Origin of the sequence: Shewanella sp. ALD9, from assembly GCF_002836315.1 — a bacterium.
Taxonomy (GTDB): domain Bacteria; phylum Pseudomonadota; class Gammaproteobacteria; order Enterobacterales; family Shewanellaceae; genus Shewanella.
This window is the reverse complement of sequence record NZ_PJCD01000040.1, coordinates 1-25,484: the sequence shown is the minus strand read 5'-3', so window position 1 is coordinate 25,484 and position 25,484 is coordinate 1. Positions and strand designations below refer to the sequence as shown.

General features: G+C 40.7%; 21 protein-coding genes and 1 pseudogene. 11 read left to right on the top strand and 11 right to left on the bottom strand.

Annotated elements, in window-relative coordinates:
* Positions 1–100: 100 nt before the first annotated feature.
* Positions 101–613: a hypothetical protein gene (locus CXF88_RS16440; protein ID WP_101087675.1), complete on the bottom strand. Its 513-nt coding sequence runs from the start codon at positions 611–613 to the stop codon at positions 101–103.
* Positions 614–1,092: 479 nt separating this feature from the next.
* Between CXF88_RS16440 and CXF88_RS16435 the strand changes: the two genes are divergently transcribed.
* Complete coding sequence (locus tag CXF88_RS16435) at positions 1,093–1,674, top strand: aspartyl/asparaginyl beta-hydroxylase domain-containing protein (protein WP_197708457.1); 582 nt, start codon at positions 1,093–1,095, stop codon at positions 1,672–1,674.
* 38 nt (positions 1,675–1,712) lie between these two features.
* Here CXF88_RS16435 and CXF88_RS16430 read toward each other — a convergent pair whose 3' ends face one another.
* From CXF88_RS16430 to yjgA, 4 genes are all read right to left on the bottom strand, one after another.
* A complete protein-coding gene (locus CXF88_RS16430) occupies positions 1,713–2,603 on the bottom strand; it encodes a LysR family transcriptional regulator (protein ID WP_197708456.1) in 891 nt (296 codons plus the stop codon).
* Positions 2,604–2,940: 337 nt separating this feature from the next.
* Entirely contained in the window at positions 2,941–3,342 is a 402-nt protein-coding gene (locus tag CXF88_RS16425; protein WP_101087673.1) for a hypothetical protein, read from the bottom strand.
* Positions 3,343–3,633: 291 nt separating this feature from the next.
* Entirely contained in the window at positions 3,634–6,114 is a 2,481-nt protein-coding gene (locus tag CXF88_RS16420; protein ID WP_101087672.1) for an Ig-like domain-containing protein, read from the bottom strand.
* Positions 6,115–6,160: 46 nt separating this feature from the next.
* A complete protein-coding gene (gene yjgA / locus CXF88_RS16415) occupies positions 6,161–6,694 on the bottom strand; it encodes a ribosome biogenesis factor YjgA (RefSeq protein WP_101087732.1) in 534 nt (177 codons plus the stop codon).
* 159 nt (positions 6,695–6,853) lie between these two features.
* On the opposite strand from yjgA, the gene pmbA reads away from it, so the two are divergent.
* Positions 6,854–8,233, top strand: coding sequence for a metalloprotease PmbA (pmbA, locus tag CXF88_RS16410; protein ID WP_101087671.1), 1,380 nt, complete (start codon positions 6,854–6,856; stop codon positions 8,231–8,233).
* 200 nt (positions 8,234–8,433) lie between these two features.
* Positions 8,434–9,801: a hypothetical protein gene (locus CXF88_RS16405; protein WP_101087670.1), complete on the top strand. Its 1,368-nt coding sequence runs from the start codon at positions 8,434–8,436 to the stop codon at positions 9,799–9,801.
* A gap of 136 nt (positions 9,802–9,937) precedes the next feature.
* Here the strand turns inward: CXF88_RS16405 and CXF88_RS16400 are convergent, their stop codons facing one another.
* Positions 9,938–11,377, bottom strand: coding sequence for a methyl-accepting chemotaxis protein (locus tag CXF88_RS16400; protein WP_101087669.1), 1,440 nt, complete (start codon positions 11,375–11,377; stop codon positions 9,938–9,940).
* Positions 11,378–11,956: 579 nt separating this feature from the next.
* Between CXF88_RS16400 and exeM the strand changes: the two genes are divergently transcribed.
* Positions 11,957–14,572: an extracellular exonuclease ExeM gene (exeM, locus tag CXF88_RS16395; RefSeq protein ID WP_101087668.1), complete on the top strand. Its 2,616-nt coding sequence runs from the start codon at positions 11,957–11,959 to the stop codon at positions 14,570–14,572.
* 230 nt (positions 14,573–14,802) lie between these two features.
* Here exeM and CXF88_RS16390 read toward each other — a convergent pair.
* Together CXF88_RS16390 and CXF88_RS16385 are read right to left on the bottom strand one after the other, a co-directional pair.
* A pseudogene (locus CXF88_RS16390) lies at positions 14,803–15,019 on the bottom strand (transposase domain-containing protein); the annotation flags it as partial.
* A gap of 157 nt (positions 15,020–15,176) precedes the next feature.
* Entirely contained in the window at positions 15,177–15,560 is a 384-nt protein-coding gene (locus CXF88_RS16385) for a RidA family protein (RefSeq protein ID WP_011635852.1), read from the bottom strand.
* A 412-nt stretch (positions 15,561–15,972) separates the two neighbouring features.
* Here CXF88_RS16385 and CXF88_RS16380 point away from each other — a divergent pair, with 412 nt between their 5' ends.
* The 4 genes from CXF88_RS16380 to CXF88_RS16365 all read left to right on the top strand — a co-directional run bounded on the left by CXF88_RS16380 (position 15,973) and on the right by CXF88_RS16365 (position 18,650).
* Complete coding sequence (locus tag CXF88_RS16380) at positions 15,973–17,022, top strand: hypothetical protein (protein ID WP_242445182.1); 1,050 nt, start codon at positions 15,973–15,975, stop codon at positions 17,020–17,022.
* A complete protein-coding gene (locus CXF88_RS16375) occupies positions 17,019–17,849 on the top strand; it encodes a hypothetical protein (protein WP_101087667.1) in 831 nt (276 codons plus the stop codon). Before CXF88_RS16380 ends, CXF88_RS16375 begins: the two co-directional genes overlap by 4 nt.
* Positions 17,849–18,169: a hypothetical protein gene (locus CXF88_RS16370; protein WP_101087666.1), complete on the top strand. Its 321-nt coding sequence runs from the start codon at positions 17,849–17,851 to the stop codon at positions 18,167–18,169. The genes CXF88_RS16375 and CXF88_RS16370 overlap by 1 nt, the downstream gene beginning before the upstream one ends.
* A gap of 124 nt (positions 18,170–18,293) precedes the next feature.
* Complete coding sequence (locus CXF88_RS16365) at positions 18,294–18,650, top strand: hypothetical protein (RefSeq protein ID WP_101087665.1); 357 nt, start codon at positions 18,294–18,296, stop codon at positions 18,648–18,650.
* Positions 18,651–18,707: 57 nt separating this feature from the next.
* Here the strand turns inward: CXF88_RS16365 and spoT are convergent, their stop codons facing one another.
* Genes spoT through gmk form a run of 3 tightly spaced genes read right to left on the bottom strand, consistent with a single transcriptional unit; the run spans position 18,708 to position 21,792 of the window.
* On the bottom strand, positions 18,708–20,816 hold the full coding sequence (gene spoT, locus CXF88_RS16360) for a bifunctional GTP diphosphokinase/guanosine-3',5'-bis pyrophosphate 3'-pyrophosphohydrolase (protein WP_101087664.1): 2,109 nt from the start codon (positions 20,814–20,816) through the stop codon (positions 18,708–18,710).
* 13 nt (positions 20,817–20,829) lie between these two features.
* Positions 20,830–21,108: a DNA-directed RNA polymerase subunit omega gene (rpoZ, locus tag CXF88_RS16355; RefSeq protein ID WP_011635854.1), complete on the bottom strand. Its 279-nt coding sequence runs from the start codon at positions 21,106–21,108 to the stop codon at positions 20,830–20,832.
* Positions 21,109–21,168: 60 nt separating this feature from the next.
* Entirely contained in the window at positions 21,169–21,792 is a 624-nt protein-coding gene (gene gmk / locus CXF88_RS16350; protein ID WP_101087663.1) for a guanylate kinase, read from the bottom strand.
* Positions 21,793–22,165: 373 nt separating this feature from the next.
* Here gmk and CXF88_RS16345 point away from each other — a divergent pair, with 373 nt between their 5' ends.
* The 3 genes from CXF88_RS16345 to yjjG all read left to right on the top strand — a co-directional run bounded on the left by CXF88_RS16345 (position 22,166) and on the right by yjjG (position 25,436).
* Positions 22,166–23,455, top strand: a complete 1,290-nt coding sequence (locus CXF88_RS16345; RefSeq protein WP_101087662.1) for a DUF805 domain-containing protein — start codon at positions 22,166–22,168, stop codon at positions 23,453–23,455.
* A gap of 75 nt (positions 23,456–23,530) precedes the next feature.
* Positions 23,531–24,601 (top strand): aminoglycoside phosphotransferase family protein, encoded by a 1,071-nt coding sequence (locus tag CXF88_RS16340; RefSeq protein ID WP_101087661.1) that lies wholly within the window; start codon positions 23,531–23,533, stop codon positions 24,599–24,601.
* A 133-nt stretch (positions 24,602–24,734) separates the two neighbouring features.
* Entirely contained in the window at positions 24,735–25,436 is a 702-nt protein-coding gene (yjjG, locus tag CXF88_RS16335; RefSeq protein ID WP_101087660.1) for a pyrimidine 5'-nucleotidase, read from the top strand.
* Positions 25,437–25,484 lie beyond the last annotated feature (48 nt).

The window sequence follows — 25,484 nt, the reverse complement described above, 5'->3', positions numbered from 1 at the left end:
ACAGTTATCTTCTCGATAGACCTGTCTATTTCATTTGTTTTATGGGGTTTATTGTTGACTGATAAAGGGCAACCGTGACGGTTTCTTGGTCAGAGTCCAATTACATCATTCCGTTTTGGGCATTGTTTAAAGCTGCCTCTAAACGTTTAACGTTATGTTGGTATATCTCGCTGTGATCGACTTTTGCAGCATATTTAAAATCAGCTAATGCGCCTAAATTGTCATTATTCAGTAATTTCATTACACCACGATTATTATAGGCATAAGCCCGAACCGTCATTGATGGAATCGCCACTTGGGTACGAGCACTTTTCACGGCTGCACTACAGGCTTTTTGGGCTTTTTCCATATCAGCTAATTGCACATATCCAGCGCATAAGTTCACGTTGCGAGAATAGTCATCCACGGCGAACTTACTTGCAGACAAAGTAGCGGTTAAGCCTGCTTCAACATCACCAGACTGCAATGCGTTAACACCAGGCACATCTTCCACTAATACCATTTTGTAGGCATTACTTTTGATCTGTTGACCTTGCTCATCAGCCATTACGCTTGTCGATGCTGTCAGTACTAATGTGGCACAAATTAGGCCATTAACGATGCTCTTTTTCATGATGTAGCTCCTTTAAACGTTTGTGTAGCGCCGCGCTACAGGTGAACTTTAGTCAAAACGACTAGCGTCGACAAACGATAAAAAACGCATTAATGGGTTAAAAAAATTCACTTATGGGGAGGTGTGATAGTTTTGTTTAATTAATGGCCGCGGCAATTAACATCGATGTGTTTCATGACATGGTCATCCAACGATTTTCTTTAACCTCCACAATTTTCATTGAACCTGAAACCTTAACGACTTACACATTCTTTTATAAACAGTCTTCAACGGTATCAAGGGATTTAATACTGATAGTGTGTAAGCCATATTGATATGATTCAAAGTCTATTTATACTGTCTGCGTCTGCACTGCTTAAGATTTTAATGTCTTTACATCAATAAGATAGGGCATGTAGGATTATAACTGATACTTAATTAAAGACGGCCAGAAACTATTGGCAATGATCACTGATTTTTAGCCCAAAATGTGGCTGATAATGCTAATAGTATATTTAGGACTAATGATTATGTTTATTGAAGCCTCTAAATTTTCTTTTGTGAAAGAGCTTGAAGCTAATTGGGAAATAATTCGAGATGAATTTCTTGCACTACCAAATGACTCGTTTGACCCATGGGTTCAACAACAAATGCATGGTCAAGGCTGGAGTGTCTTCGGCTTGTATGCGCTTGGGAATCGTGTTGAAGGTGCATGCGTTAAATGCCCTCAAACAGCGAAACTCGTTGAAAACATCGGCGGCATTTCTCTCGCTGGTTTTTCGCTACTAGCCCCCCATACGCATATAACACCACATGTCGGTTGGGCCAATAATGTATATCGTTTACATCTTGGATTAGTGGTGCCACCTGACTGCAGGCTTCGTGTTGCCAGCGAAACCCGTTATTGGGAAGAAGGTAAATGTTTAATATTTGATGATACTGCTGAACATGAAGCTTGGAATGATTCTGCTCAATATCGTGCCACATTAATGTTGGATTTTCTTCGGTCGGATATTTATTCCTTCACAGAAGATATGATGCCAGACGACGTTCGGCAATACGCTGAACAGCTATTGAAATGATAATAAACAGTGTAATAAAGTCATTATCACTCTAATTATTAATGACTTTCATCATGGAAACTTTTGAGGATCCAATCGATTAGTAATTGCACTTCTGGTCGCTGTTGTTCATTGGTGTGGCGGATCAAATAATAGCGATCATGGCTATAAAGTGGATGAGGAAATAATGGTAGAAGGGTGCCATTATCGAACCATGCTTGGCTGATGGGTAATGGAATGAGTGCAATGCCTAATCCTTGTTCTGCAGCGCGGGCGACACTGAACATACTGTCTAGTTGAATTATCTGCTTAGGCTGAAATGCATCAAAGCCAACATTTTCGGCCCATTGATGCCAAGCGTAAGGTCGAGCTTTATGCAATATTAATGGCACCTTAGTTAATGCTTTAAAACCTTGTGAAGATAATTCAGCATGCAGTTGTGCATTACACGCAGGGATATAAGTGATTGGAAATAAATCATACACATCGGCATTAGTTTGTTGTTTACCAGAGAGCATAATGGATACATCAGTGTGCTTAATTGTATCGCTACGCGACTTAATGGTTTCGAGCTTAAGATTGATGTTGGGATATTTAGATGACCAACCAATGAGTTTAGGCATAAACAGTTCACTGGCAAAAAATTCTGGCATTGAAATACTGACTTCGAGCATTCTGTCTGATTGGTTAAATTCACTGACTGTGTTGACTAATTGCTGCATTACCGGCTCGATGGCCTGGTAAAAGCGTGTGCCAACTTCGGTCAATGTCACCGCGCGGGTTTGACGAATAAACAAGCTCTGATTTAGAGATTCCTCTAACTGTTTAATCTGATGACTTACCGCCGAAGGGGTTAGATACAGTCTTTTAGCGGTTTCTTTAAAACTTAAGCATTCAGCAGCGACGCAAAAACAACGTAGGCCGCGCATGGAGGTGTGTAAAGGGATCATTCAATTCTCAACAAGGACAGCTTATCAACTCACTTCCCCTTGATGATAATCAATTGTGATGACATCTGTAATGCATGCGGGTCGACTACTGAGTAATAGTTTAGTGAGACTAGGGGCTATTCTTGAAGAGAAAGCAAGGATTAGACCAGTAGTTAAAATTTAATTTAAACATAGTGTTAACTAATTTTATAAAAATTGATTGAGTTGCTCTGGTGCTGAATAAACCTTCTTCGCACCAATTTGGTGCTAACTGATGTTACGTTATCTCAACTGAGATAACGAAATGGATTAATAGATAGGTAGGTAAGCAGGGCTAGCGCTTAATTAATATGTCTAATTAGAAGTACAGTGTTTCTTGCTTGGTGCCATCGATAAAAATGTCGCATTTATCTGCAGTGCTCGATTTTGCTGATTGAACAATGCTAGCAACAATACCAAAGCTTCCACCTTGATCTCCGAGTACCGAACCAAAGTAACAATCACCTTTAAATTTCATATCTTTAAAGTTTGCATTAAGATTTTGGGTAGGCGTCATTGGCGGGAATCGACCCTGCATGATCGGGTCACCATTAGCGGTCAATAGCAGTTTATTATTTGCTTTATCATACGATCCGCCAAGCACGAAGGTTTGGTCATTGACGACAACCGTTTTGTTTTGAGCCACGATTGGTGGTTTAGCGGCACAAGCGGTGAGTAGTACACCTGCAGTTATAGTAAGAAGTAGAGAAATTTTGCGCATTATTATTCCTTAGTATGCGTCGAGAGTCGTAAATCGGTCCCTCGTAATAGTAAACTAGCCCTGTTTACAGATGCTATTGATGGTATCGAAACGCATAATGTTGAGTACTATTTAAGGCGTGAACATAACGTCAGCTAGCAAAAATAGTTTTTATTTCAACAATATATCAATTAAATACCGTATTGCACGTCTTATTGTATCAACATATTTGTGAATGCCAAGTATAAAAAAGCCTGCTGAAGTAGCAGGCTTGAAGGATCGATAAATATTATAGGAGTGAGAATATTGAGCTTATGACAAGGTCACATCAAATATCAATTTAGTGACCACACCTTTAGGCGTAGTTGCTGTCAGTGTGACTTGGCTTGTGCCTGGTGTACCATTATTTTTCAAGGTAAATGAGGTTGATGTTCCTCCTGCTGAACTCTTGTTAGGTACGGTATAGCCAGAGAACTGCAATTCACCTTCGGTGCTAGTAACGGTTAAGGTTGTACCAGAAGGTAATATTTGATTGGCGCTATCAGTGATTACCACATCAAACTTTGTCGTTTCATCTAGTGCAATAGGTTGAACATCAGTGTCGTAATCATTAATCAAGCTGCCATCTTGGCTAATGACAAAATTAGCATCAGAGCCTGACATTGTTAATACTAATGCTTTACGGATATAAGTACTCATAGCCGTGCTATTACATAATGCACCTTGGCATTGTGGGCCGTTAAATTGACCGTCAGCTAATTGGTATGTGTTGCTCGCTTGAATATTAAAGTACGGTTCAGCTGAATCATGGGTGCGAGATTCGTTGTCATCTCTAAAGGCGTCTGGCAAGTCAACAAAACCACCGCCATGGTAAGTTTCTACATCCATGCCGTTGCCACTGCATGCTACTGACGTTGTGCCGCTTAAGCAGCCGTTAACCACGCCACCATCAGCATCGTCAAATACATTGTTGCCATTGGTATCGAAGAAGGTTTCGTGTCCTAGCGCATAAGCCATAATCGTTACACGATGGTCACTTACCCGTGGTGATGTTGATGTCCAAATGACGGAACATTTTCCGTTTTCCATGGAACACGATGGTTCAATTTGACCACCTTCAGCGGTAAAGTTGATGGTAGTGTCGTCTGGTGCAGGGTTTGCAAAACTGTCAGAGGCATAAGCTGTAATGGTAACTTGTTCGCCGTTGAAGTCGCCCGCTTCAGGGTTGCCATTTGATCTTGAAATACTAAAACCAAGCTGTTGTGGCAAGCCGGTATTGACGGTCAGCTGTTCTGATTGGCTGGTAATGGTTTGGTTAGTGTCGGCGTCTGTGGTTGATGCCACCACTCTTATAGGGGTTGGAATGGTGCCAGCTTGCACTCGCACACTGACTAATCCCTGGGAATTGGTAATACTGCTGTCGGTCACTTCACCATTAGCAAATCGCAGACCGCCAACACTGGTGTCTAAGCTGAAATTAACCGTTTGTTGTGCTGCCGGCTGGCCATTAGCACTGGTGACTAAAAAGGTCACTAACGATGATTCTGTTGAACCGGTACCACCAGAACCTTTGATACGGATTTGGCTTGGGTCAGCTGACACAAAGCTCACATTAGATAATGTTTGACGGGCTAAGGTAAAAGGCAAACTTGCATTTAAACTAGCGCCATTAACCGTTGCTGTCGCAATGATGGTGTCATTACGTTCACTATTGCCACTACAACTGACATCTGAAAAAGTTGAGCTAGCGGAGCCTGATAAGCTAGTGACAGGTGAATCAAGTGTGGCGTTGTCATTGGTAGAGCAGTCAGAACTAAAGCTGATGCTGGTTGGATTTTGCAAGCGTGTTAATGTGCCATCGGTGTTTTCGGTAACTAACGTAGCGCTAATCCCAAATGTGCCACCGGCGCTAATGTTATAACTGCCATCGGTTGTAGCGACTAGCGTTGTCGCCAATTCACTTTCAACAAACTCACCATTAGCATTATACGAGCCCATCTTAACATTACCATTCGTGGCAATATCGTCAGACGCTAACACTTCAAAAGCGCTGCTGCTGGTGAGAGTACTACCTTGATATTCTGTGGTGACGGTTAACAGACTGGCACCTAACTCTGCCTCTGACGGCGTATAGTTGAGCGTAGCAATGCCTGAAGATTTTGTTAGTGCAGTTGCTGGCGCTAACGAAGCACTACCAGCATTGAATGTCACAATTTGGTTAGCAATAGCTTGATTATTACTGTCAGTAAGCAAGGCATTGAGTTGAACTGTTTTATCAATATTAAAGCGAGTAATCGGACCGGTTGCATCACTTATAGAAGTGGTTAATTTAATTGCTTCGACAGGAACACTGGTGTCATATTCTTTAAATTGATAATTGCGAGTCGCACTAACAGCATCTGCATCACTTGGAGAGTAAGTTGCGCTAAGCGTGCCAGCGTCGGTACTACTTGATGTGACCAGAGTTGTCGCAAGACCAGAAGATAAGGTTAACACCGTGGTAGGTGATATTGTTGCATTGGTGGTGCTAAAAGTAATGAGCGCTCCACTAACGTTAGTACTACCAATTTTGAGATGTGCAATGGCACAAAAGCTACCATCAAGATCAAAAATCAGTGAGTCCGTATTCGCATCACATTGGCCATTGACGACATTTTGATAGCTGACGGTAATACTATAATTACCACTCAGTGTGTCAGTATCGGTGCCGTCCGCGGCACCGTTACAACCTGTAAATAACAGCACTGAAGTTAATAATAACAATAGTGTGCGAGTCATCATTTTTAGCCGCATTAGCAACATCCTTATTCTATTAAACAGACTATTTTTGAGATGGACCCTAGTCTTTTATTTCAGATCTTAAATACTTATATAGCTCTTTAGACGATTTTGATTCTGGGTTTTTAGCCAGTTCTTTATTCGCTTGGCGGATCAGTTGACGCATTTTTTGACGATCAAGTTGTGGGTGTAAATCCAGTAATACTTGGACTTCATCGTCGCCATTCGCTAATAAACGTTCACGCATTTTTTCAAAAATCTGTATTTGAGCGGCTTCATTATTGTTTTTGTTCAACACTTTATCCAGTGCTGCTTCAATAGGTTCATGCTCAAAGCCACGCATTAATTTACCAATGTATTGTAAATGGCGGCGATAGGCTTCAGTTTTTTGTTTAATCAGTTTTGTTTTTAGAATCGCATCATATAGAAATTCATCTAAACCCATTTTGTCTAATTGAGTTTTGCTCAGGGCCACTAAACGCATGCCAAGTGCTTGAGCATCCTCACTTTCTTTTTTAACGCCTGTTCTGCTGACATAGTTGTCATCATTATCATAGGGCTGCTGAAATAGCTCAGAATCGCCAACAATTTTCATAGTCATAAACCTCAAGTCAATATGCATTAATGATAGCATTTATTTGGCCTAGAATATGCAGAATTTATTGATGATCAACTGCGATATAAATGCGCGGTTATCAATCGCCAATTGAATTTGATATGCTAGCGTCAATTAGACTAATCAAAGAGTAAATTTGTGGCTTCTCATCCTTCTTCAGCGCCTAGCGCAACTGAACCAACACCTAGAATTGATTCTGAATTATCGGCGTTAAAAGACGCGGTATCTGTCGCATTAGAATATGCGAAAGAGTTAGGCACTTCGGCCGCTGAAGTGGCTATCAGCAAGCAGCAAGGTTTGTCGGTTTCAACCCGTGAAAAAGAAGTTGAAACCGTTGAGTTTAATAAAGACGGTGCGTTGGGCATTACCATTTACCGTGATGGTCGAAAAGGCAGTTCATCGACCTCAGACTTAAGCCCTGAAGCAATTCGCCAAGCGGTAAAAGCGGCCGATGGCATTGCAAAATATACCTCAGAAGATCCTTTTAGTGGCTTGGCTGATCCCGCTTTGATGGCGCAAGATATTCGCGATTTGGAGTTATATCATCCACAAGATATCGATGCTGAAGAGCTCGCCCAGTTGGCCATTCGCGCAGAAGAAGCCAGTTTATCGGTTGATAGCCGTATCCGTAACTCAGACGGCGCGAGTGCCAATGCGCATACTGCGGCTAGGGTTTATGGTAACAGCCATGGGTTTCTTAACGGCTATTGCAGCTCTCGCTACAGTTTAAGTTGTGTTGTAATAGGCCAAGAGTCTGATGGCAATATGCAGCGCGACTACGACTATACGGTTGCCCGTAAATATCATGATTTACTGTCACCTGAAGCGGTTGGTTTGCAAGCGGCAAACAAAACCTTAAGCCGTTTGGATGCCCGTAAAATAGCCACGGCGAAAATGCCAGTGTTATTTGCTCCTGAACTTGCCACAGGCTTAATGGGACATTTAATTGGCGCGATTAGTGGCAGTAGTATTTACCGTAAGTCGAGCTTCTTAATGGAAGCTCTGAATACTCAAATATTCCCAGACTGGTTTAGTATTGAAGAACAACCGCATTTAATTGGCGCACTGGCCAGTGCTAACTACGACAGTGAAGGCGTGGCAACTCAAGACCGTCGTATTATTGATCGTGGCCAACTAGAAACTTACTTACTAACCAGTTATTCGGCGCGTAAATTATCGATGACCAATACAGGCCATGCTGGTGGTATTTATAACTGGACCCTAAGCCATTCAAATCAAACCTTTGATGACTTGGTTAAAGCCATGAATACCGGCTTAATTGTTACGGAAGTGATGGGCCAAGGCGTTAATGGCGTTACTGGTGATTATTCACGTGGCGCGGCAGGTTTTTATGTTGAAAATGGCGAAGTGTTGTATCCAGTAGAAGAAATTACTATCGCGGGTAATTTAAAAGACATGTTTATGGGAATACAAGGCGTAGGTAAAGATCGCGATTTACGTTCATCAATCCGCACCGGCGGTATTTTACTGAGCGAGATGAAAATCGCGGGTAATTAACACCTTTTGCTGAAAAATGCATTTATGGTTTAAATGCAAAAAGAATTAAAGCCTCTTATCTAATTGATTAAGAGGCTTTTTTTTAACTTTAACTTGGCTCTTTACGCTTTATATCTTTACTTTACCTTTCTTGACAGTCGTTTACAGGCAAGGGTTGTCATAACTCTTGCAAATGTAACTAGATGGTTAATGGAGTAAATATGTTTAACAAAAAAATAAGTCGATTGATGATGGTGTCTGCAATGGGAGCCTTGTTACTAGGGTGTGGCTCAGACAGTGAAGAAAGCAGTGATGATGTCGCTTATGTGCAGTTTTATAATGCATCACCTAATAGCACATCGACTTCGTTAGTACTGGATGACTATTCATATACGGCGGTTGATTTTGCTGATGCAATGCCGCGCTATGCTTATAGTACAGGGAGCACAGAACTGGAAATTTATGGTCAAGACGAAGATAGTGAAACGGTAACCGTTTACAGCGACGCCGTTGATTTAGCGAGCGACTCGAACCATTTGTTTGTACTTTATGGTGATTATCACGATCCAGAACTATTGGATATTAACTATTCACGCGATGAAATGGATGAGTTAAATGCCGACGATGATAATGACTACAGCAAAATGGAAGTGCTAGTGGCTAACGTAGCGACTGATGAAGGTACTTTTGATACCTATATTTCACTTGATACCCAAACCATTGACCAAGCGGTGATGCTGGGTAATGTGCCGTATAGCAGTTACACCAGCGAACAGATATTCGATACTGATGATTATATTGTCTATCTGACCGAAACCGGCACTAAAAATGTGCTCTACACCACAGGTAGCATGAGTTTAACCTCCGAAACCGCCTATAAACTCATTATTCGTAATAGTTTTGGTGCAGGTGATATTAACGTCACTATCGACAGCATTGACTCAACTACAACGCCTGTCACTTACGCCGCGTTAGAGGCAACTGCCGATTACCGGGTGTTTAATGGTTTAGAAACGCAAAGCATTGATGTTGATATTGCCAGTAAGCAAGAAACACAATACTTGTATGGTATTTCACCCTTCACAGTAACGGATTACCAATCAACATCGTTTAATGATTATGGTATCACCACTAAAGATGCGACCAGTAAAGCCAAGTTGTTCGATAACTTGTTGGTAACGTTTAACCAAGATGAAGTGAAGTCTTTACTGATTTATCAGCAAGAAGACAGTTCTGTTAAAGGTATGGTGATCGAGCAAGACTTACGACCTCGAGCTTTTGAATATAAAGTCGATGTGGTGAATTTAGCTTACGATTATGATGACTTAACCGTGTATTTTGTCCGCGCTTCAGAAACCATTGAAACCGCCGAATATACCTTAACGGATTTAGATTTTGTCGAAAAACTCAGCCTGACATTGCCTGAAGATGATTATGAAATTAACATTGTTTACGAAGCCGATAATGGCACGCAAACCTTAGTTTATCAGTCTGATTCAATCAGCTTTGATGGCGACAGTAATTATACTTTTGTGCTGACTCCAGACAGTACAAGCGCTTTAGGTCATAGACTTACGTCATTACAGTAATATTAAGTTGAATTAACCGTGAGTTAAGCCACTGCTTATTAAACATAAAAAAGCCGATATCATCGATATCGGCTTTTCATTTAGCGCTTATAGTCAAATAAACATACAAACTAATAAGTTATAATCTGAGCTGAGATTAATTAGTACGGTATCGACTAAGAATTTTACCCAAATCAGCTGATGCTTTTGCTAGATCTTTAACTCCACTTGAAGACTGTTGCGATAAGCCTCTAATAATATTTGATTTCTGTCTTATGTCCGTCAGCTCTTTTGCAATGTCATTGGCCACTGCACTTTGTTCTTCTGACGATGTAGAAATTTGGAAACTCATGTCCATAATTGAATTCGCAGATTCAGAAATGGCATTAATATCGGTTCCAATATTAGTAATTAGATCGCTACTGGTTTGTGCTTGTTTGACAGTATCTTGAGTAATGCTGTCAATATTGAGTGTTTCACTTTGCAGTAATTCAATCATTTTATGAATTTCAACCGTCGCAGCTTGAGTACGACCCGCAAGGGTTCTTACTTCGTCGGCAACCACCGCAAAACCACGGCCCATTTCACCTGCACGTGCCGCTTCAATTGCTGCGTTTAATGCCAGTAAGTTGGTTTGATCTGAAATAGCATTAATGGTGGTGATCACTTCATTAATATTGGTAGCATTAATTTTTAGGGTATTGACCGAGTTTGATGTTTGTTCAATGTAGGTCGATAACTGCTTAATTTCATTAATCGCACGCTTAGCTCGGTCATAACTCTGACGTGTATACTCTGAATCTTGTTCAACACGTTGAGTTGAATTTCGAGCGATATTAGAGACTTCGGCAGCTGATGCCGTCATTTCTTCCATCGCTGTAGCAACCGAGTCAAGTGAAGCATATTGTAAATCAATTTGTTCCGCGCTTTGTACTGCTTCATTGGCGAATGAGCTCGAGGTTGTTTGCAATGTATCGGCACTTTTCTTCACCGCGACAACGAGATCGGTTAATGTGTCCATGGCTTTATCAAGTGCGCAACCAATGGTGCCAAATTCATCACGACCAGGATGGAAGCCTAAACGAGAGGTTAAATCACCTTTAGCAATTTTTTCCGTGGTATCCCATAACACCCAAAGTGCACCGCCAAGGAACGTGGCCGTCCAATAAATCACTACTACAAAAGGCAATACCCATAAAAATGACATTAACAGTGATATCAAAGCAGCTTGTTTTGCGCTGGCTTCTTGTCCAGAAACAGATTCGCTCAGGGTATAATATTGGCCATCTAATGCATAAACGGCAGTAATAGTATCTCGTTGGCGTGAACTTGTTTGTGAACGTCCTGAGACTTGTAAACCTAATGTTGAAGCTTGTTCTAGTTGGCTCGTGGCATCAAGTGCTTGAACCATAGCTGCTGTTTTTTGCTCTAAAACCAGTAATGATTGCTGTTCTATATTTTCAATTTTATTAACGTAACTACTAATCGATACACTAGATAAAATAATCAGGAACAGTCCGAAAATAGCCCAGAACTTATCGTTAATGGACATTTTGATGAAAAGTTTATCGATATTTCTGAAATCAACTTGTTTCATGGTTTGAGCACCTAAACCGGTAAAGATAATAAATTCAAATACTAGATGAGCTTTTAGTATATTGATACTAAATAGTCAGCTTAATAATATTTTGTTGTGACCAACATGACATCGAGTCATGATCAATATCGACAATAACTCACATACCTTAAGTGATTTATTGGTTTTTATTCATGGTGTATTCAACATACTACGAGTGTTGGTGGTCAATGTTAGCGTAATAATCGGGTAAAAACCTTACATTTTCAAGATGATTCCATGACATGAATTAAAATATCAAACAGTATGTTGTCATTTTTTTATTTTTTTGAACAATAAGTGTTACAAAATCTATATTTTTTAACAACCACCCCCTCAATGCTTGTTTTTGCGCTAAATGTTGTTTTAGTTGAGGTATTTTTGATTTTATTTATCATCGTTTTCTAATTAAAACAAAATTACTTGATAATCAATCAGATAGTAAATTTGTTTACCCCATTAATGTGATCAATGTTCTTTTTTCTGTAAACAAACTTTGGGACAATCGCCCCGCATATTACAAAAAAATAGCATTTATATTACAAAATATGGGGTTAAAAAATGAAAGGACTGACTAAACTAACGGCGGTTTCACTCGCAGTAGCCGCTGCAATGCCGATAATGGCAAATGCAGAGGTGTTAATTAGTGAATACGTTGAAGGTAGTTCAAACAACAAAGCGATTGAACTGTATAACAACAGTGACGTTGCAATTGATTTAACAGGCTACAAATTAGTACGTTACAAAGACGGTGACTCTGCAGCGCTTGATATGGTGGAATTAACTGACACTATTGCTGCTAAAAGTGTCAAAGTCATTTTGCATTCAAGTGCAGCGATTACCTTGCCAGCCTCAACCGACTCGATGACCGGTAACTTATACTTTAATGGTGGCGATGCTGTCGGCCTATTAAAAGACGGTGTGTTGGTTGATGTTGTTGGTGACATTCCAACACCAGCAGGTTGGGGGTTTGACACCACATTCCAGCGTAAATTAGACGCCTTAACTGCCAGCACTACTTATGATGCTAGCCAATGGGTCACATTAGATAAAGACACCTTTAGTGGTTTAGGCTCGCTTGATACCGCAGTAACACCAGAGCCAACAGTATTTACCTGTAATGGGGCCACACTGACCAACATTTATGATGTGCAAGGTGCAGGTGACTCTAGTCCATTAATTGCCGATGGTAGTTATGAATCGGCTAATGAAGTGACCATAAAAGGGATTGTTACTTCTAGAAGCGACAGTTTATACAAAGGCTTCTTTATTCAAGACATGCAAGGTGACAACTCACCTTATACTTCAGACGGCATTTTCGTCTACTTGAACGAAGCTGCACCAGATACTATTCAGCCAGGCACTGAAGTGTGTGTGCAAGGTAAAGTAAACGAGTATTACGGCTCGACTCAGATTAACCTTAAGGACGATCAAAAAATTGAAGTTGGCGCATTAGGTGAAGTGCCTCTAGCCAGTGCATTTTATGTTGCCGATGGCGAAACCCTAACGCAAGCATTAGAGCGTGTTGAAGGCATGAAAGTAGTATTAGATGCGGGTAGTGAGATGAAAATCACCCGTACCTTTAGCTACGATTATGACGGACGTCGTAACAATATGGTGTTGTCACATAAAGCGCCATTAATGAAACCAACTCAAGTATTTGAGCCAAACTCAGCAGATTCTATTGCACTGGCTCAAGCTAACGCGGTGAACCAGTTATTTGTTGAATCTGATTTCAAAGCGAAAGATGGTGAAGTACCTTATTTCCCAGAGTTTAACGCAGAAACGGGTTACATTCGTGTTGGCGATCAATTGACTAACCTTGAAGGTGTGATCGGTTATAGCTACAACGCATTCCGTATTTTACCGACCAACATAATTACTGCTGGCGATTTTATCCGTGTAAACGATCGTACCGATGCGCCTACAGTGGCAGATATGGGCGACATTCGCGTAGCGAGCTTTAACGTGTTGAACTTCTTTAATGACGTTGTTGGCGGTGATGCTAATCCATCAAACAGCAATCGTGGTGCATTAATCGAAGAAGAAATGGTGTTGCAGCGTACTAAAATAGTGAATGCGCTTGTCGCCATGAATGCTGATGTTGTTGGCTTAATGGAAATCGCTAACAATGGCTTTGGCGAGTTAAGTGCTATTCAAAACCTTGTAGATGCATTGAACGCAGAATTAACTGATGATCAAGCGTATCGCTTTGTTGAAATTGAAGATGCTGATAAGTATGAAGACAAATTCATCGGCAGTGATGCTATTACAGTTGGCATGTTATATCGCCCAGCCCGTATTACATTAGACGGCGCGGCAAAAGTGATTGCGACGCCAGAACAACATGCTGCAGAAGGTGCGCAAACCCGTGAGAAAGATGGCGTTGTTGAGCAAAGCCCGAGTTATGAAAAGTTCCAACGTCATAGCTTAGTGCAAACCTTTAGCATTAACGATGAAAAGTTAACTGTTGTGGTTAACCACTTAAAATCGAAAGGTTCAGGCTGTATTGAGGACTGGGCTGAATTTAACGAAAACGCTGAGCCAGCAGACTTGCAAGGAAAGTGTAATGCATTTCGTGTATCAGCAGCCAAAGTACTCGGTGAGTCACTAAAAGATGTTGCTGGTGATGTACTGGTTATTGGTGATTTAAATGCCTACGGCAAAGAAGATCCGGTAGCAGTATTAACTGATTACGATGCCTCAACTACAGATCATGTTATCCGCACTGCATCGTGGACTACCTTAAACGGTAAAGTGTACGAGCGTGAAGGCAGCGTGATAGATAAAGGTTATGGTTTAATTAACTTAAACACTCAAGCACATGGCGCAGCCACTTATTCATATAGTTATAGTGGTGAATTAGGTAATTTAGACCATGCTTTAGCCAATGAGAGTTTAGCGGCTAAGTTAGTCGGTATTGACGACTGGCACATTAACTCAGTTGAATCTAACCTGTTTGAATATGGTAGCAAGTACACCGGAGATCTGGTTAAAACTGAAAGTCCATTCTCAGCTTCAGACCATGATCCAGTGATTATTGCATTAAGCTATCCTGCGCCAGTAACGCCAACTCCTACGCCAACACCAGAGCCTGTTCAAGACAGTGATGGTGGTAGTTTAGGTTACTTTGCATTGATGTTATTAGGTGCTCTAGGCTTACGCCGTCGCAGTTAATTATTGCATTATTAATGATACATATATAAAAAAGGCGCCCTAGGCGTAATGCCGTTCACTTAAGGTGAGCGGTATTTTTTTTTGCTACAGGATACTGTTTTTAATGAATTTTTAAGTGCCGTGGATAACGCCTTTCTCGCTTGCCTTTGGTAAGGCCTAGGAATACTGGACACTTTGTAACGTTCTAAAATGATGATTTTCATATTCAGCGGGTGAAACCCTGCCATTAGCAACACAGTATCAAGCTTATTAATCAATTGACGGACGTATTCTGAGCGGAATAGAGACATGCCTATAACAACCCAAACTATCGCGTCCATGGGCAATTTACATCGCCTTAACGTCGCTACGCCATTTGAATTAAGGCAGGATTGAATAATCCCGGGTTCTAGTACATCAGCGAGAGATAAAAAACTCAGTTAGACGATTAATTGAAGTGTGAGGCAAGGGGTGGTGAAAGTTCCATAAAAAATCCGATAATAAAGATTATCGGATTTTCGCAGGCTAGAAAGATCGGTCAACCGATCAGTTAAATTTTGTCGTTTTACCGCTTAACTGATTCGGTATACGCCCTAGGCGCGTTTTAAAAGTGGTATATTTTTCGTTAAATTTCCATTATTCCGTCCATTTCTACCAATGATCCCTTTGGTAACTCTTTGACGCCAATAGCGGCACGAGCTGGATAAGGTTGTTGGAAGTAACGACTCATAATTTCGTTTACAGTGGCAAAATGAGATAAATCGGTTAAGAATATATTGAGCTTAACGATGTCACTCATTCTTCCACCTGCTGCTTCACATACAGCGGTCAAATTTTCGAACACTTGTACGACTTGTTCTGCAAAATCATCGCTTACCATGGTCATGGTTTTTGGATCTAACGGTATCTGACCTGAAAGATAAACGGTACTGCCGACTTTAACTGCTTGTGAGTAAGTGCCAATAGCTTGTGGAGCTTTGTCGGTTGCGATGATAATTTTTTCGGCCATGTTGAGTTCTCTTTAATTGTGTTGTTTGGTAAAAATTACTCGTCAATGTATCGGCTTAGCGCTGTTTGAGCAAGCCTCCTTAAACAGTTTCAATACTATGACTAACGTCTGACCTAAATTGATCGACATGAGTTTATTGTTAACACACTATCATCAAGTATTACTTACTTTAATAAAATCAGTCATTTGTAGCTATATATAAAATCAACAATCCATTTTATGATACACAATTTATGTATCACGGATGAATAGCATGACTTGGAAAAACAGCAGTACAAATAAAGACGCACTACAACCGAGTTCACCTCATAGTTTAATGGGTTTAGACCATCAAACAGCATTAGAGCATGGACTTCGATGACCTGTTGACTTTAATTACCAAAAAGTTGAATTTGCCTATCAAGCATTTGTTATGCTGCAAAGCCTTAATGATTATGACCAACAGCAGGTGATTAAAGAAATTCAATTTATTATCCAGCAACCAACAGCAGCCTCGTCAGTTAAACAAAGCCGTAATCCCTTTAGGCATATGCGTCGCACAGATATCCCCTTCCGTAATTATCACTATTTTATAGATTACAAAATAGCCACCAACTGCCAAGTGCATGTCACCGATATTTATTTTGATAAACAGTTGTATGGTGAAAAAGATCGCCACACAGATGAGCGCACCATGCTGTATCAAGTTGAAAGAATAGGTATAGGGGCAAAATATGACGGTGTAAAAACGGAAGATGAAATAGAGAAGCTTGCCAATGAATGGGGCGATCCGAAACCAAGCACCCAAGTGAATACCACTCATGCTGCGGTTAACGGTATGCTAAATGAGTTTACTAAAGCGCAGTGGTTAATGGGTACCCATTTAGATAATGCGTATCAAAGTGATGCAATTAAAGCTTATACTTTATTTCATAACCCCAGTGATAAAGTGGTGCGTGATCTTATTGAATGTGCTTTTGATAAAAGCCAAAGCAATACTTCCCATAATGCCCAGCACTTGGCGGCAGTATTGAAGCAAAACCAACAGTTGGGTAAAAAAGTTAAATGGGTAGCGCACAGCCAGGGGGCGATTATTTTCTTATCGGCATTACGCTATTACCGAGTTCATTATCAAGGCTTATTAACCGGTCAAGAATTAGCGATTCATGGCAGCGGCGCTAATGTAACTGACTTGCAACAAACGGCTAAATTGGTGGGGTTAAAAACCCATCAGCCGCGTAATAATCCATTCGATCCCGTGCCTAATCTAGCCGGTAAAAATGATCTGTCAAAAAGTAGTTTTGCGCGTTCGTTAAAATTTGCCAGAGCATTGCTAGGCTCACCTGGAATAAGTCCGCATACCTTGCCATTTCTCGGGGTGAAAACATATCATCAGCAACTGGTGATGCTAGGTGATCATAAACGAGCTGCATATGTTAGAAAGTATATCAATCAAGCAGAACAGATGAACCAGTTATTATGAAGAAATTAATCAAAGCATTATGGCAAGGTTTTGTTGGCGGGGCCGATTTTACTCAGCTGGTGACAGAGCGGTTTATTTTAGAAGGTAAACTACTCAAAGTCACTATTCCTATTAGTAATGTTGTTGCTCGAAAGCCGACTAAAGAAGTCAATTACCCTTATAAAAATAACCATTGGTTTCACACTAATCAAGAAACTCATACTCATGAAACTTATGTGCATATCTATACTCGAGTTTGGATGTATTTACCTATTATCGGTATGTTGCCTAGCAGTGAATATGGCATGTTAGGTTGTGTATTTCGGATCAAGAAAACTCCTGAGGGAGTGAATGCGCTTGATAATCTGGCATTAGGTCAATGGCTTAATCAAGAATATGATGAATATTATAATCACCCTGAACTAGGAGATAAATCTAAAGGACGAAATACTACTTTAATTGCCGAAATGCAACAAAGACACGGTGATCTAACTACTCCTCATATGGCTTCACAGTTGCAAGCTTATATAAATGGTAGTGGTTACCCTGAAATTCCTGCTGCAACTTCAGCCAGCTTTAATAATATTCAATGGGTATTTTATCAACTGGTGAAACCGAAATCTCGCAGTCGGACAGATATGTATTGTTTAGGCTTGGATGAAGGCCATTATTTAGTGGTGCGTTTTAGCCATCGTGTAGACCGTTCTGATAAGCATAAAAAGTGGCGCAAGGCGGCCAATCAAACCCAGCAACGGGTGATGGAGATGGTGTCATTAACTGATTATGTTGCAGATGAGCCACAATCGCGACTATCCAATGATACTTCGTCTGGGCAAGAAACGGCATAATGGGTTTATTGAAGCGCTTGTGGCAAGGCTTTGTTGGTGGTGCTGATTTTATTCAGCTCGTCAATGAGCGGTTTATTTTAGAAGATAAACTGTTAAAAATAACTATTCCTATCAGTAATATAGTCGCTCGGCAGTTACCCAAAGAGGTTAATTATCCTTATAGAAATAGGTATTGGTTTAATACGAAGCAAAAAACTCACACCCACGAAACCTATGTGCATATCTATACTCGAGTTTGGATGTATCTACCCATTGTCGGCATTTTTCCCCGCAGTGAATACCGCATGCTCAGCAGTGTGTTTAGAATAAAAAAAACCTGATGGTATTAATGCGCTCGATAACCAGGCGCTTGGTTCATGGCTTAATCAAGAATATGATCAATATTATAATCACCCTGAGCCTGGTGATAAAGCTAAAGGTAGCAACACTAGGATAAGGCAAGAAATGAGTAAACAAACCACTCTTTCAGATGAGGTAATGGCTATTCAATTAGAAGCAGCTATAAACAATGGTGGTTACCCAAAAATTCCAGATGCTACTACGGTACAAATAAATGGTACTGAGTGGGTGTTTCATCAACTGGTTAAACCCCATTCACGCAGTCGCACCGACATGTATTGTTTAGGTTTAGATGAAGGCCATTATTTAGTGGTGCGCTTTAATCATCAAGTTGACCGTTCTGACAAGCATAAAAAGTGGCGCAAGGCTGCTGATAAAACTCAACAACGAGTGATGGAGATGGTGTCATTAACTGATTATGTTGATGAGGCGCCGCAAACCTTATTGGGAAGTAACATTTAAATTTTGATATGGATATTCATGAGATGCCAATTTTGCACACCTCACCTCATATTATTTCTATCTATTGCGTGAGGTACGTAGCACTTCAGGTAAAACACGTATTCTGCGCATAACGTTTGCAAGGTGAACACGATCTTTAACTGAAATACGTAAATTAATCAAATACACTCGGCCATCACGTTCTTCGGTACTGAGATTATGAATATTAGATCCAGCAGATGCGATGATAGAAGTGATTTTTGCTAATGCACCTTGATGGTTAACAATTTCAACCCGTAGATTTGCTTGGTATTCTGCGCCTTCTACGTTATCCCAATGCACTGAAATATACTTATCAGGTTCGCCTTGATAGCCGCGAATATTGGCACAGCTTTCCATATGCACTACCAGACCTTTGCCTGGGCTTACATGGGCGATGACGGCATCACCAGGAATTGGGCGACAACAATTGGCGTAAGTGACCAACATACCTTCAGCACCGCGAATTGGCATTTGTGGTTTTTCTTTATTGCTATCTTGCGAATCAAACTGCTCACCAACCAAGCGCTGGGCAATCACAATGCTCATGGCATTGCCTAAGCCAATATCTGCTAGCAGCGATTCTAAAGATGTGTGTTTGGTTTCTTTGATCACTTTCTCAAGTAATTCAGCCGGAATGGTCTCAAGCTTAGTATCACCTAAGGCATGGTTTAGTAAACGCTTACCTAATGCGATAGCGTTATCGCCTTTAAGACTCTTTAATACTTGACGAATTTTACCACGAGCTTTACCCGTTACGACAAAGTTTAACCATGCAGCATTAGGGCGAGCACCTTTTGCGGTAATGATTTCAACGGTTTGCCCTGAAATTAATGGTTGGCTCAGCGGGTATGCTTGACGATTAACGCGTGCGCCAACACAGGTATTGCCCACATCAGTATGCACTTCGTAGGCAAAATCGACGGCAGTGGCATTGACCGGCAATTCTAAGATACGACCTTCAGGGGTAAAAACGTAGATTTCTTCAGGGAATAATTCAGTTTTAACGTTTTCAACAAATTCAAATGAGCTGCTGGCACTTTGCTGTAACTCAAGCAAACTTTGCATCCATTTATGAGCACGAACTTGAGAAGTGCTTTGTTGAGCCGTATCGGTATTGTTTTTATACATCCAATGCGCAGCAACACCTTTGTCGGCCATTTGATCCATTTCTTCGGTGCGAATTTGCACTTCAACAGGAACCGCATGAGGGCCAAATAATGATGTGTGTAATGATTGATAACCGTTGGCTTTGGGAATAGCGATATAATCTTTAAAACGTCCTGGGCGCGGCTTGTATAATCCGTGCATAGCGCCGAGCACGCGATAACAGGTATCAATAGAGTCAACGATAACTCGGAACGCATAGATATCCATAACCTCTTGAAATTGCAGTTCTTTACTGCGCATTTTTCGATAAATCGAATAGAGGTTTTTTTCACGACCTTTGACTTTAGTGGGGATCCCAGCTTCTTCAAGGCGTGTTTCAATGGCCACTTCAATACTGTTAATTAATTCTTTACGATTCCCACGAGCTGCTTTGACAACATCACGTATCACTCTATGTCGCATAGGGTAATAGGCTTGAAAACCTAAGTCTTCAAGTTCGATTTTGATATTGTGAATACCTAATCGGTTAGCTATTGGGGCGTAGATTTCTAGGGTTTCGCGAGCAATACGACGACGTTTATCAGGGCGAAGTGAGCCCAGTGTGCGCATGTTGTGAGTTCGGTCAGCCAACTTGATGAGGATAACTCGAATATCTTGAGTCATTGCCATCATCATTTTACGGAAATTTTCCGCTTGGGCTTCTTTTCTATCACGAAACTTGATTTTATCAAGTTTTGAAACACCTTCCACCAGTTCTGCAACCGCCACACCAAATAACTCTGTGAGTTCTTCTTTGGTGACAGGAGTATCTTCGATGGTGTCATGAAGCAAGGCAGCCATAAGCGACTCGTGATCGAGACGCATGTCTGCCAAGATGCGGCTAACCGCAACCGGATGGGTAATATAAGGCTCGCCACTTGTGCGCATTTGCCCTTCGTGGGCATCACGCGCAACCAAATAGGCCTGCTTGAGTAATTCTACTTGATCCGGCTCTAAATAGCTGGATGCTGACTCTTTTAGACCTTCAAACAGATACAAGTGGCGCTACTCCTTATAAAACGCGGCCTTCTGCAATGGCTGCGACAGCGGCAATTTCAGCTGCTTCACGTTCACGAACAGTTTGGCGCTCATCAGCATCTAAAGTGTTTGAGGTGACTAAACCTAATTCGATTTCACGTAAAGCGACAACCGTTGGTTTATCATTCATCTCATCAACCATAGGTTCTTTACCTTGGACGGCGATTTGGCGTGCACGACGCGCTGCAACCAGGATCATATCAAAACGGTTGCCGATTTTATTTACGGCGTCTTCTACAGTTACGCGAGCCATGTGTTGAAACTCCAGTGTTATCTATGGGAAAAAATGACGCAAAATTATACACTATGACAATTAATCTGCCAAGAGATCAACAATCATATCATTTTGCGCATGCTGCTGACTAGCACAGGTTAGCCTTTGACTGCGAATAATGGCGCTTAAATCGGCTAGCGCGTTATCGAAATCGTCATTTACAATTATAAATTCGTATTGCGCATAATGTGACATTTCCGAAACGGCTTGTGCCATGCGCGAATCAATCACTTGCTGACTATCCTGACCTCGGCCAGTTAAACGACGTTCAAGCTCAGCTTTAGACGGCGGTAAAATAAACACTCCAATCGCCGTTGTCATTAATTTTTTTACTTGTTCTGCGCCCTGCCAATCAATATCAAGAAATACATCGATGCCTTTATCTAATGTTTGTTCGATGACGAGCTTGGAAGTGCCATAAAAATTGCCAAAAACTTCGGCCCATTCAATAAAGGCATTTTGGGTAATTAGTGCTTTAAATTGTTCCACAGTAATAAAATGATAATGTTGGCCATCGACTTCGCCTGGACGAGGTTTGCGGGTCGTATGTGACACTGAAACCTGTTTATCGCTGGGTTTATCTTTTAATAGTGCTGATATAAGTGATGATTTACCTGCGCCACTAGGGGCTGACACAATAAAAAGATTTCCACGAGTGCTCATAAAAAGGGTTTCTCATCCGATTATTCATTAAGAAAGCTTAATATTATACTCGTTAACTGTAGGGTTATGCTAGCGCAATGATAGATATTGGTATTGTGTCTAAAATGCTCAAATAGCTATTAGATTAATGAAATCAACTCTTGGATTGCTTAAAAGTGACTTACGCGATAGTGAATAAAAAAGTAACGCAAAATCTAGGTTGGGTATGGCTTTATAAGATAAATTCTGTAGGCTTTGCGCTATTAATAGCGGGTGTCGATTTTGATGATGAGAACAATCCATTTGTGTTGTAATAACGCACGATAATCACCGACTCATTCTGTTATGTAGCCAGCTGTTTTTTGATTTTTTTGTAAATGAATAGGAATGATTGATGTCTGTAAAAACCCTACTGTGCCGAGATGGTCGTGACACAGGCTTAAGGTTAATGGGAGTTATTTTAGCTGCATTTTTGTTGCTAATAATCTCTGCTGTTGTATTTCCGGCAAGTGTAATTAATTGGATTGTGACGCTAGCAGTAATGCCTATTGTTGGTTTATCGGCTGTTCGTCGCTTAAATGATGCCAATAAGTCGATTAAATTGGCAATGGTATGTGTTGTTCCGGTATTGGTTTTTGGCATATTAACCTACTTAATGGCGCCTTTAGGCGCACTAGCAGGAGTGTTTTTGTTTGGCCTGGCTTGTGGTGGCTACCTAGCATTCTTACCGGCTAAAAATTCAATTAACTATGTGCAAGGATATTATGGACCAAGCATGGTATCAGTATCCATTTCGGGCTCGGTTTTTCATCGACAAGAACCGGTAATGAAAGGGCAGGTTATGCCTGTTCATGAGCAGCCTGATAACACTTTTTCATCAAGAGAGCCAGCTGATGAAGTAGCGTTTACGGGTGTAACTCATCCAGATTCTGCCGATAGAGACAAACATCCATTTAATGATGATGCTGTGCCGCAAACAAGTTTCGAGCAAGCTGGCACACACATGGATCAACATTTCGATACAGCAACAGAAGATGATCCGGTCAATTCGTTTTCGACGTCGCAAGAACGTAGTCATCAGCCGCTTTATGTTGATCAAGATGCGTTGCAGTCAGGGTCGATTACTGAACTTGCAAAATCTTGGTTGAATGTGGCTAAGTTACACCAGACAAAGTTGATTTTAATCGGTAAAATTGCTGTGGCTATTATTGCTGTTAGTGTGGTTGTGTATTTGGTTTTCACTTTAATCAGTGTATTTTCTGGCGACGGCACAGAGCAAACTGAGCATGTTGATGATATGAGTAATCAACAACAAGCCAGCATTCGACAAATGATCAAACTGCCTGATGGGTTTTGGCTCGCTTTAGAGGGCGAAATCCTTATCGTACGTTGGTTAGGTGAAAGTGGTGATAAACAAAATTTATGGCGTTTAGCGACTGCAATAGGTGATAAAACCTGTACCAACCTTGAATTTAATGACGGTAGCCGTTACCGACCAATAACGGTTGATCTACTAGATGATGGTGCCAGTGAAGCTCGATTTACGCCACTGGATAAAGATGCCATTGTTAATCATGTTGCGCTTAGAGGTAGCTTTAAGTTGTGTGGTTATGAATTTAGTTTAAAGGGCAGCCAAGCAACATTAATGCAAAACCCTCAATTTGAAATGATACTAAGCCAGTAACCATTATTAAGGTAACCAAACAGAAGAAATGTGTTGGTTATCTTTGCTTTGATGAACATGATTTGGAGTTTTTGATTGGTCAATTTTATCCGTAAAAATGTATTGCCTCAGTTTGGTTTTAGTAGTGAGCATAGTACGCTTTATCCATTGGGTAATGGCCATATTAATCAAACCTTCTTGGTGAGTGATAAATCAAAATCGTTGGTGTTGCAGCGCATTAATACCCAAGTATTTATTGAACCTAAGGTGGTCATTCAAAATGCTGCCAATATTAGCCAGCATTTATTGATTAAGCACCAACAGCACCATTATCCATTACAAGTGGTTAGTCCAATAGCCACTATAGCAGGTGCACTATATTTGGATTTAGGCGAACAAGGTTTTTGGCGAGCAATAGATTACTTACCTCATAGCAACACGATTGAAGTGGTTGATACACCAGCTCAAGCTAAGTTGGCAGCTGAGGCTTTTGGGCATTTTGCCGCAGCATTAAGTGATTTGAACCCTAGTTACATTGTCGATGTTATCCCTGATTTTTTGAATTTACCTCAACGTATCGCTCAATTGCGTGATGCAAAGGCAGCTGACACTCACAATCGATTAAGTCATTGTAAAGATTGGGTCAATTTGTGTTTGTCACAGACAGATTTACTGGCAACATTGGTACAATACGAAGCCGAATTACCGGTTCGAATATGTCATAATGATACTAAAATCAATAATATGCTGTTTGATGGGCGAGATATGTCCAGCATGGCCATTATTGATTTAGATACCTGCATGAAAGGATATTTGATGTATGACTTTGGTGATATGGTGCGCGCTTTTTGCTCTCCAGAGCCAGAGGACTCAACTAATTTAACCAATGTATATGCCCGACCTGAGATTATTATTGCAGCTACAACATCGTACATGGAATCTCTAGCTGACATTATTACTCCGCTCGAAAAACGTAGTTTATGGCTCGGCACTAAAGTGATGCCATTAATGCTTGGGGTACGGTTTTTAACGGATTATTTAAATGGCGATACATATTTTGGGATCAAGTATCAAACTCACAATCTTGATCGCGCTATAAATCAGTTAACTATTTATCAAAGTCTACTGCAGCAAGAAGCGCAGTTAATGTCATTATTTAACTCGTAGTCACCATCGTTAACTCACTTCAGCTTGAGATCATACCTATTACCATAAGTAGCAGCACAAAAAGTTTTATAATAATGGGCATTATTTTGATCTGAGGTTAGTTATTCATTTAAACAAAAGAAGGACTTCGTAGATGTCGAATTTGCTCAATAAATATAAATGGATTTTATTTGATGCCGATGAAACGCTATTTCATTTCGATGCTTTTGCTGGATTGAAATTAATGTTTTCGCGCTTTGAAGTTGATTTTAATATTGATGACTTTGCTGTTTATCAGCAAGTAAATAAACCATTGTGGGTCGAGTATCAAAACGGTTTAATTAGTGCTACGCATTTACAACATACCCGATTCCATCACTGGGCGAACAAACTATCTGTTACTCCACAGCATCTAAACAGTCAGTTTCTTGCGGCTATGGCCGATATTTGTCTGCCATTACCTGGTGCCCGAGAACTGATTGATTCCCTAAGCGGTAAAGTTAACCTTGGTATAATTACTAATGGTTTTACCGAGCTACAAAATATCCGCTTGAGCCGTACTGGCTTTGAAGATGCTTTTAATCTGGTGGTTATTTCTGAACAACTAGGTATAGCAAAGCCAGATGTTGCTATTTTTCATCATGCTTTTAGCTTAATGGGAAAGCCGGAGAAGCATCAAGTACTTATGGTTGGCGATAACTTACATTCTGACATCTTAGGCGGTATCAATGCAGGTATCGACACTTGTTGGTTAAATCATCATGACGAACCTATAAGTGATGATATCTCTCCAAGTTATCAGGTTCGTAATTTAACTGAACTGCATCAATTACTGATACCCAACACCATTGTCTAAGATTAAATACGCTATAAAATCAGTAATAAAAAAGCCATTCGACTGAAT

Excerpts from the sequence above, each read along its gene's own strand:
- CXF88_RS16420 (WP_101087672.1), bottom strand. The coding sequence starts at position 6,114 with ATGCGGCTAAAAATGATGACTCGCACACTATTGTTATTATTAACTTCA.
- CXF88_RS16425 (WP_101087673.1), bottom strand. The coding sequence starts at position 3,342 with ATGCGCAAAATTTCTCTACTTCTTACTATAACTGCAGGTGTACTACTC.
- gmk (WP_101087663.1), bottom strand. The coding sequence starts at position 21,792 with ATGAGCACTCGTGGAAATCTTTTTATTGTGTCAGCCCCTAGTGGCGCA.
- rpoZ (WP_011635854.1), bottom strand. The coding sequence starts at position 21,108 with ATGGCTCGCGTAACTGTAGAAGACGCCGTAAATAAAATCGGCAACCGT.
- CXF88_RS16345 (WP_101087662.1), top strand. The coding sequence starts at position 22,166 with ATGTCTGTAAAAACCCTACTGTGCCGAGATGGTCGTGACACAGGCTTA.
- exeM (WP_101087668.1), top strand. The coding sequence starts at position 11,957 with ATGAAAGGACTGACTAAACTAACGGCGGTTTCACTCGCAGTAGCCGCT.
- CXF88_RS16405 (WP_101087670.1), top strand. The coding sequence starts at position 8,434 with ATGTTTAACAAAAAAATAAGTCGATTGATGATGGTGTCTGCAATGGGA.
- CXF88_RS16385 (WP_011635852.1), bottom strand. The coding sequence starts at position 15,560 with ATGGCCGAAAAAATTATCATCGCAACCGACAAAGCTCCACAAGCTATT.
- CXF88_RS16440 (WP_101087675.1), bottom strand. The coding sequence starts at position 613 with ATGAAAAAGAGCATCGTTAATGGCCTAATTTGTGCCACATTAGTACTG.
- CXF88_RS16435 (WP_197708457.1), top strand. The coding sequence starts at position 1,093 with ATGCTAATAGTATATTTAGGACTAATGATTATGTTTATTGAAGCCTCT.
- CXF88_RS16365 (WP_101087665.1), top strand. The coding sequence starts at position 18,294 with ATGAGTAAACAAACCACTCTTTCAGATGAGGTAATGGCTATTCAATTA.
- yjgA (WP_101087732.1), bottom strand. The coding sequence starts at position 6,694 with ATGAAAATTGTTGGCGATTCTGAGCTATTTCAGCAGCCCTATGATAAT.
- CXF88_RS16370 (WP_101087666.1), top strand. The coding sequence starts at position 17,849 with ATGGGTTTATTGAAGCGCTTGTGGCAAGGCTTTGTTGGTGGTGCTGAT.
- CXF88_RS16380 (WP_242445182.1), top strand. The coding sequence starts at position 15,973 with ATGCTGCAAAGCCTTAATGATTATGACCAACAGCAGGTGATTAAAGAA.
- CXF88_RS16375 (WP_101087667.1), top strand. The coding sequence starts at position 17,019 with ATGAAGAAATTAATCAAAGCATTATGGCAAGGTTTTGTTGGCGGGGCC.
- yjjG (WP_101087660.1), top strand. The coding sequence starts at position 24,735 with ATGTCGAATTTGCTCAATAAATATAAATGGATTTTATTTGATGCCGAT.
- CXF88_RS16430 (WP_197708456.1), bottom strand. The coding sequence starts at position 2,603 with ATGATCCCTTTACACACCTCCATGCGCGGCCTACGTTGTTTTTGCGTC.
- CXF88_RS16400 (WP_101087669.1), bottom strand. The coding sequence starts at position 11,377 with ATGAAACAAGTTGATTTCAGAAATATCGATAAACTTTTCATCAAAATG.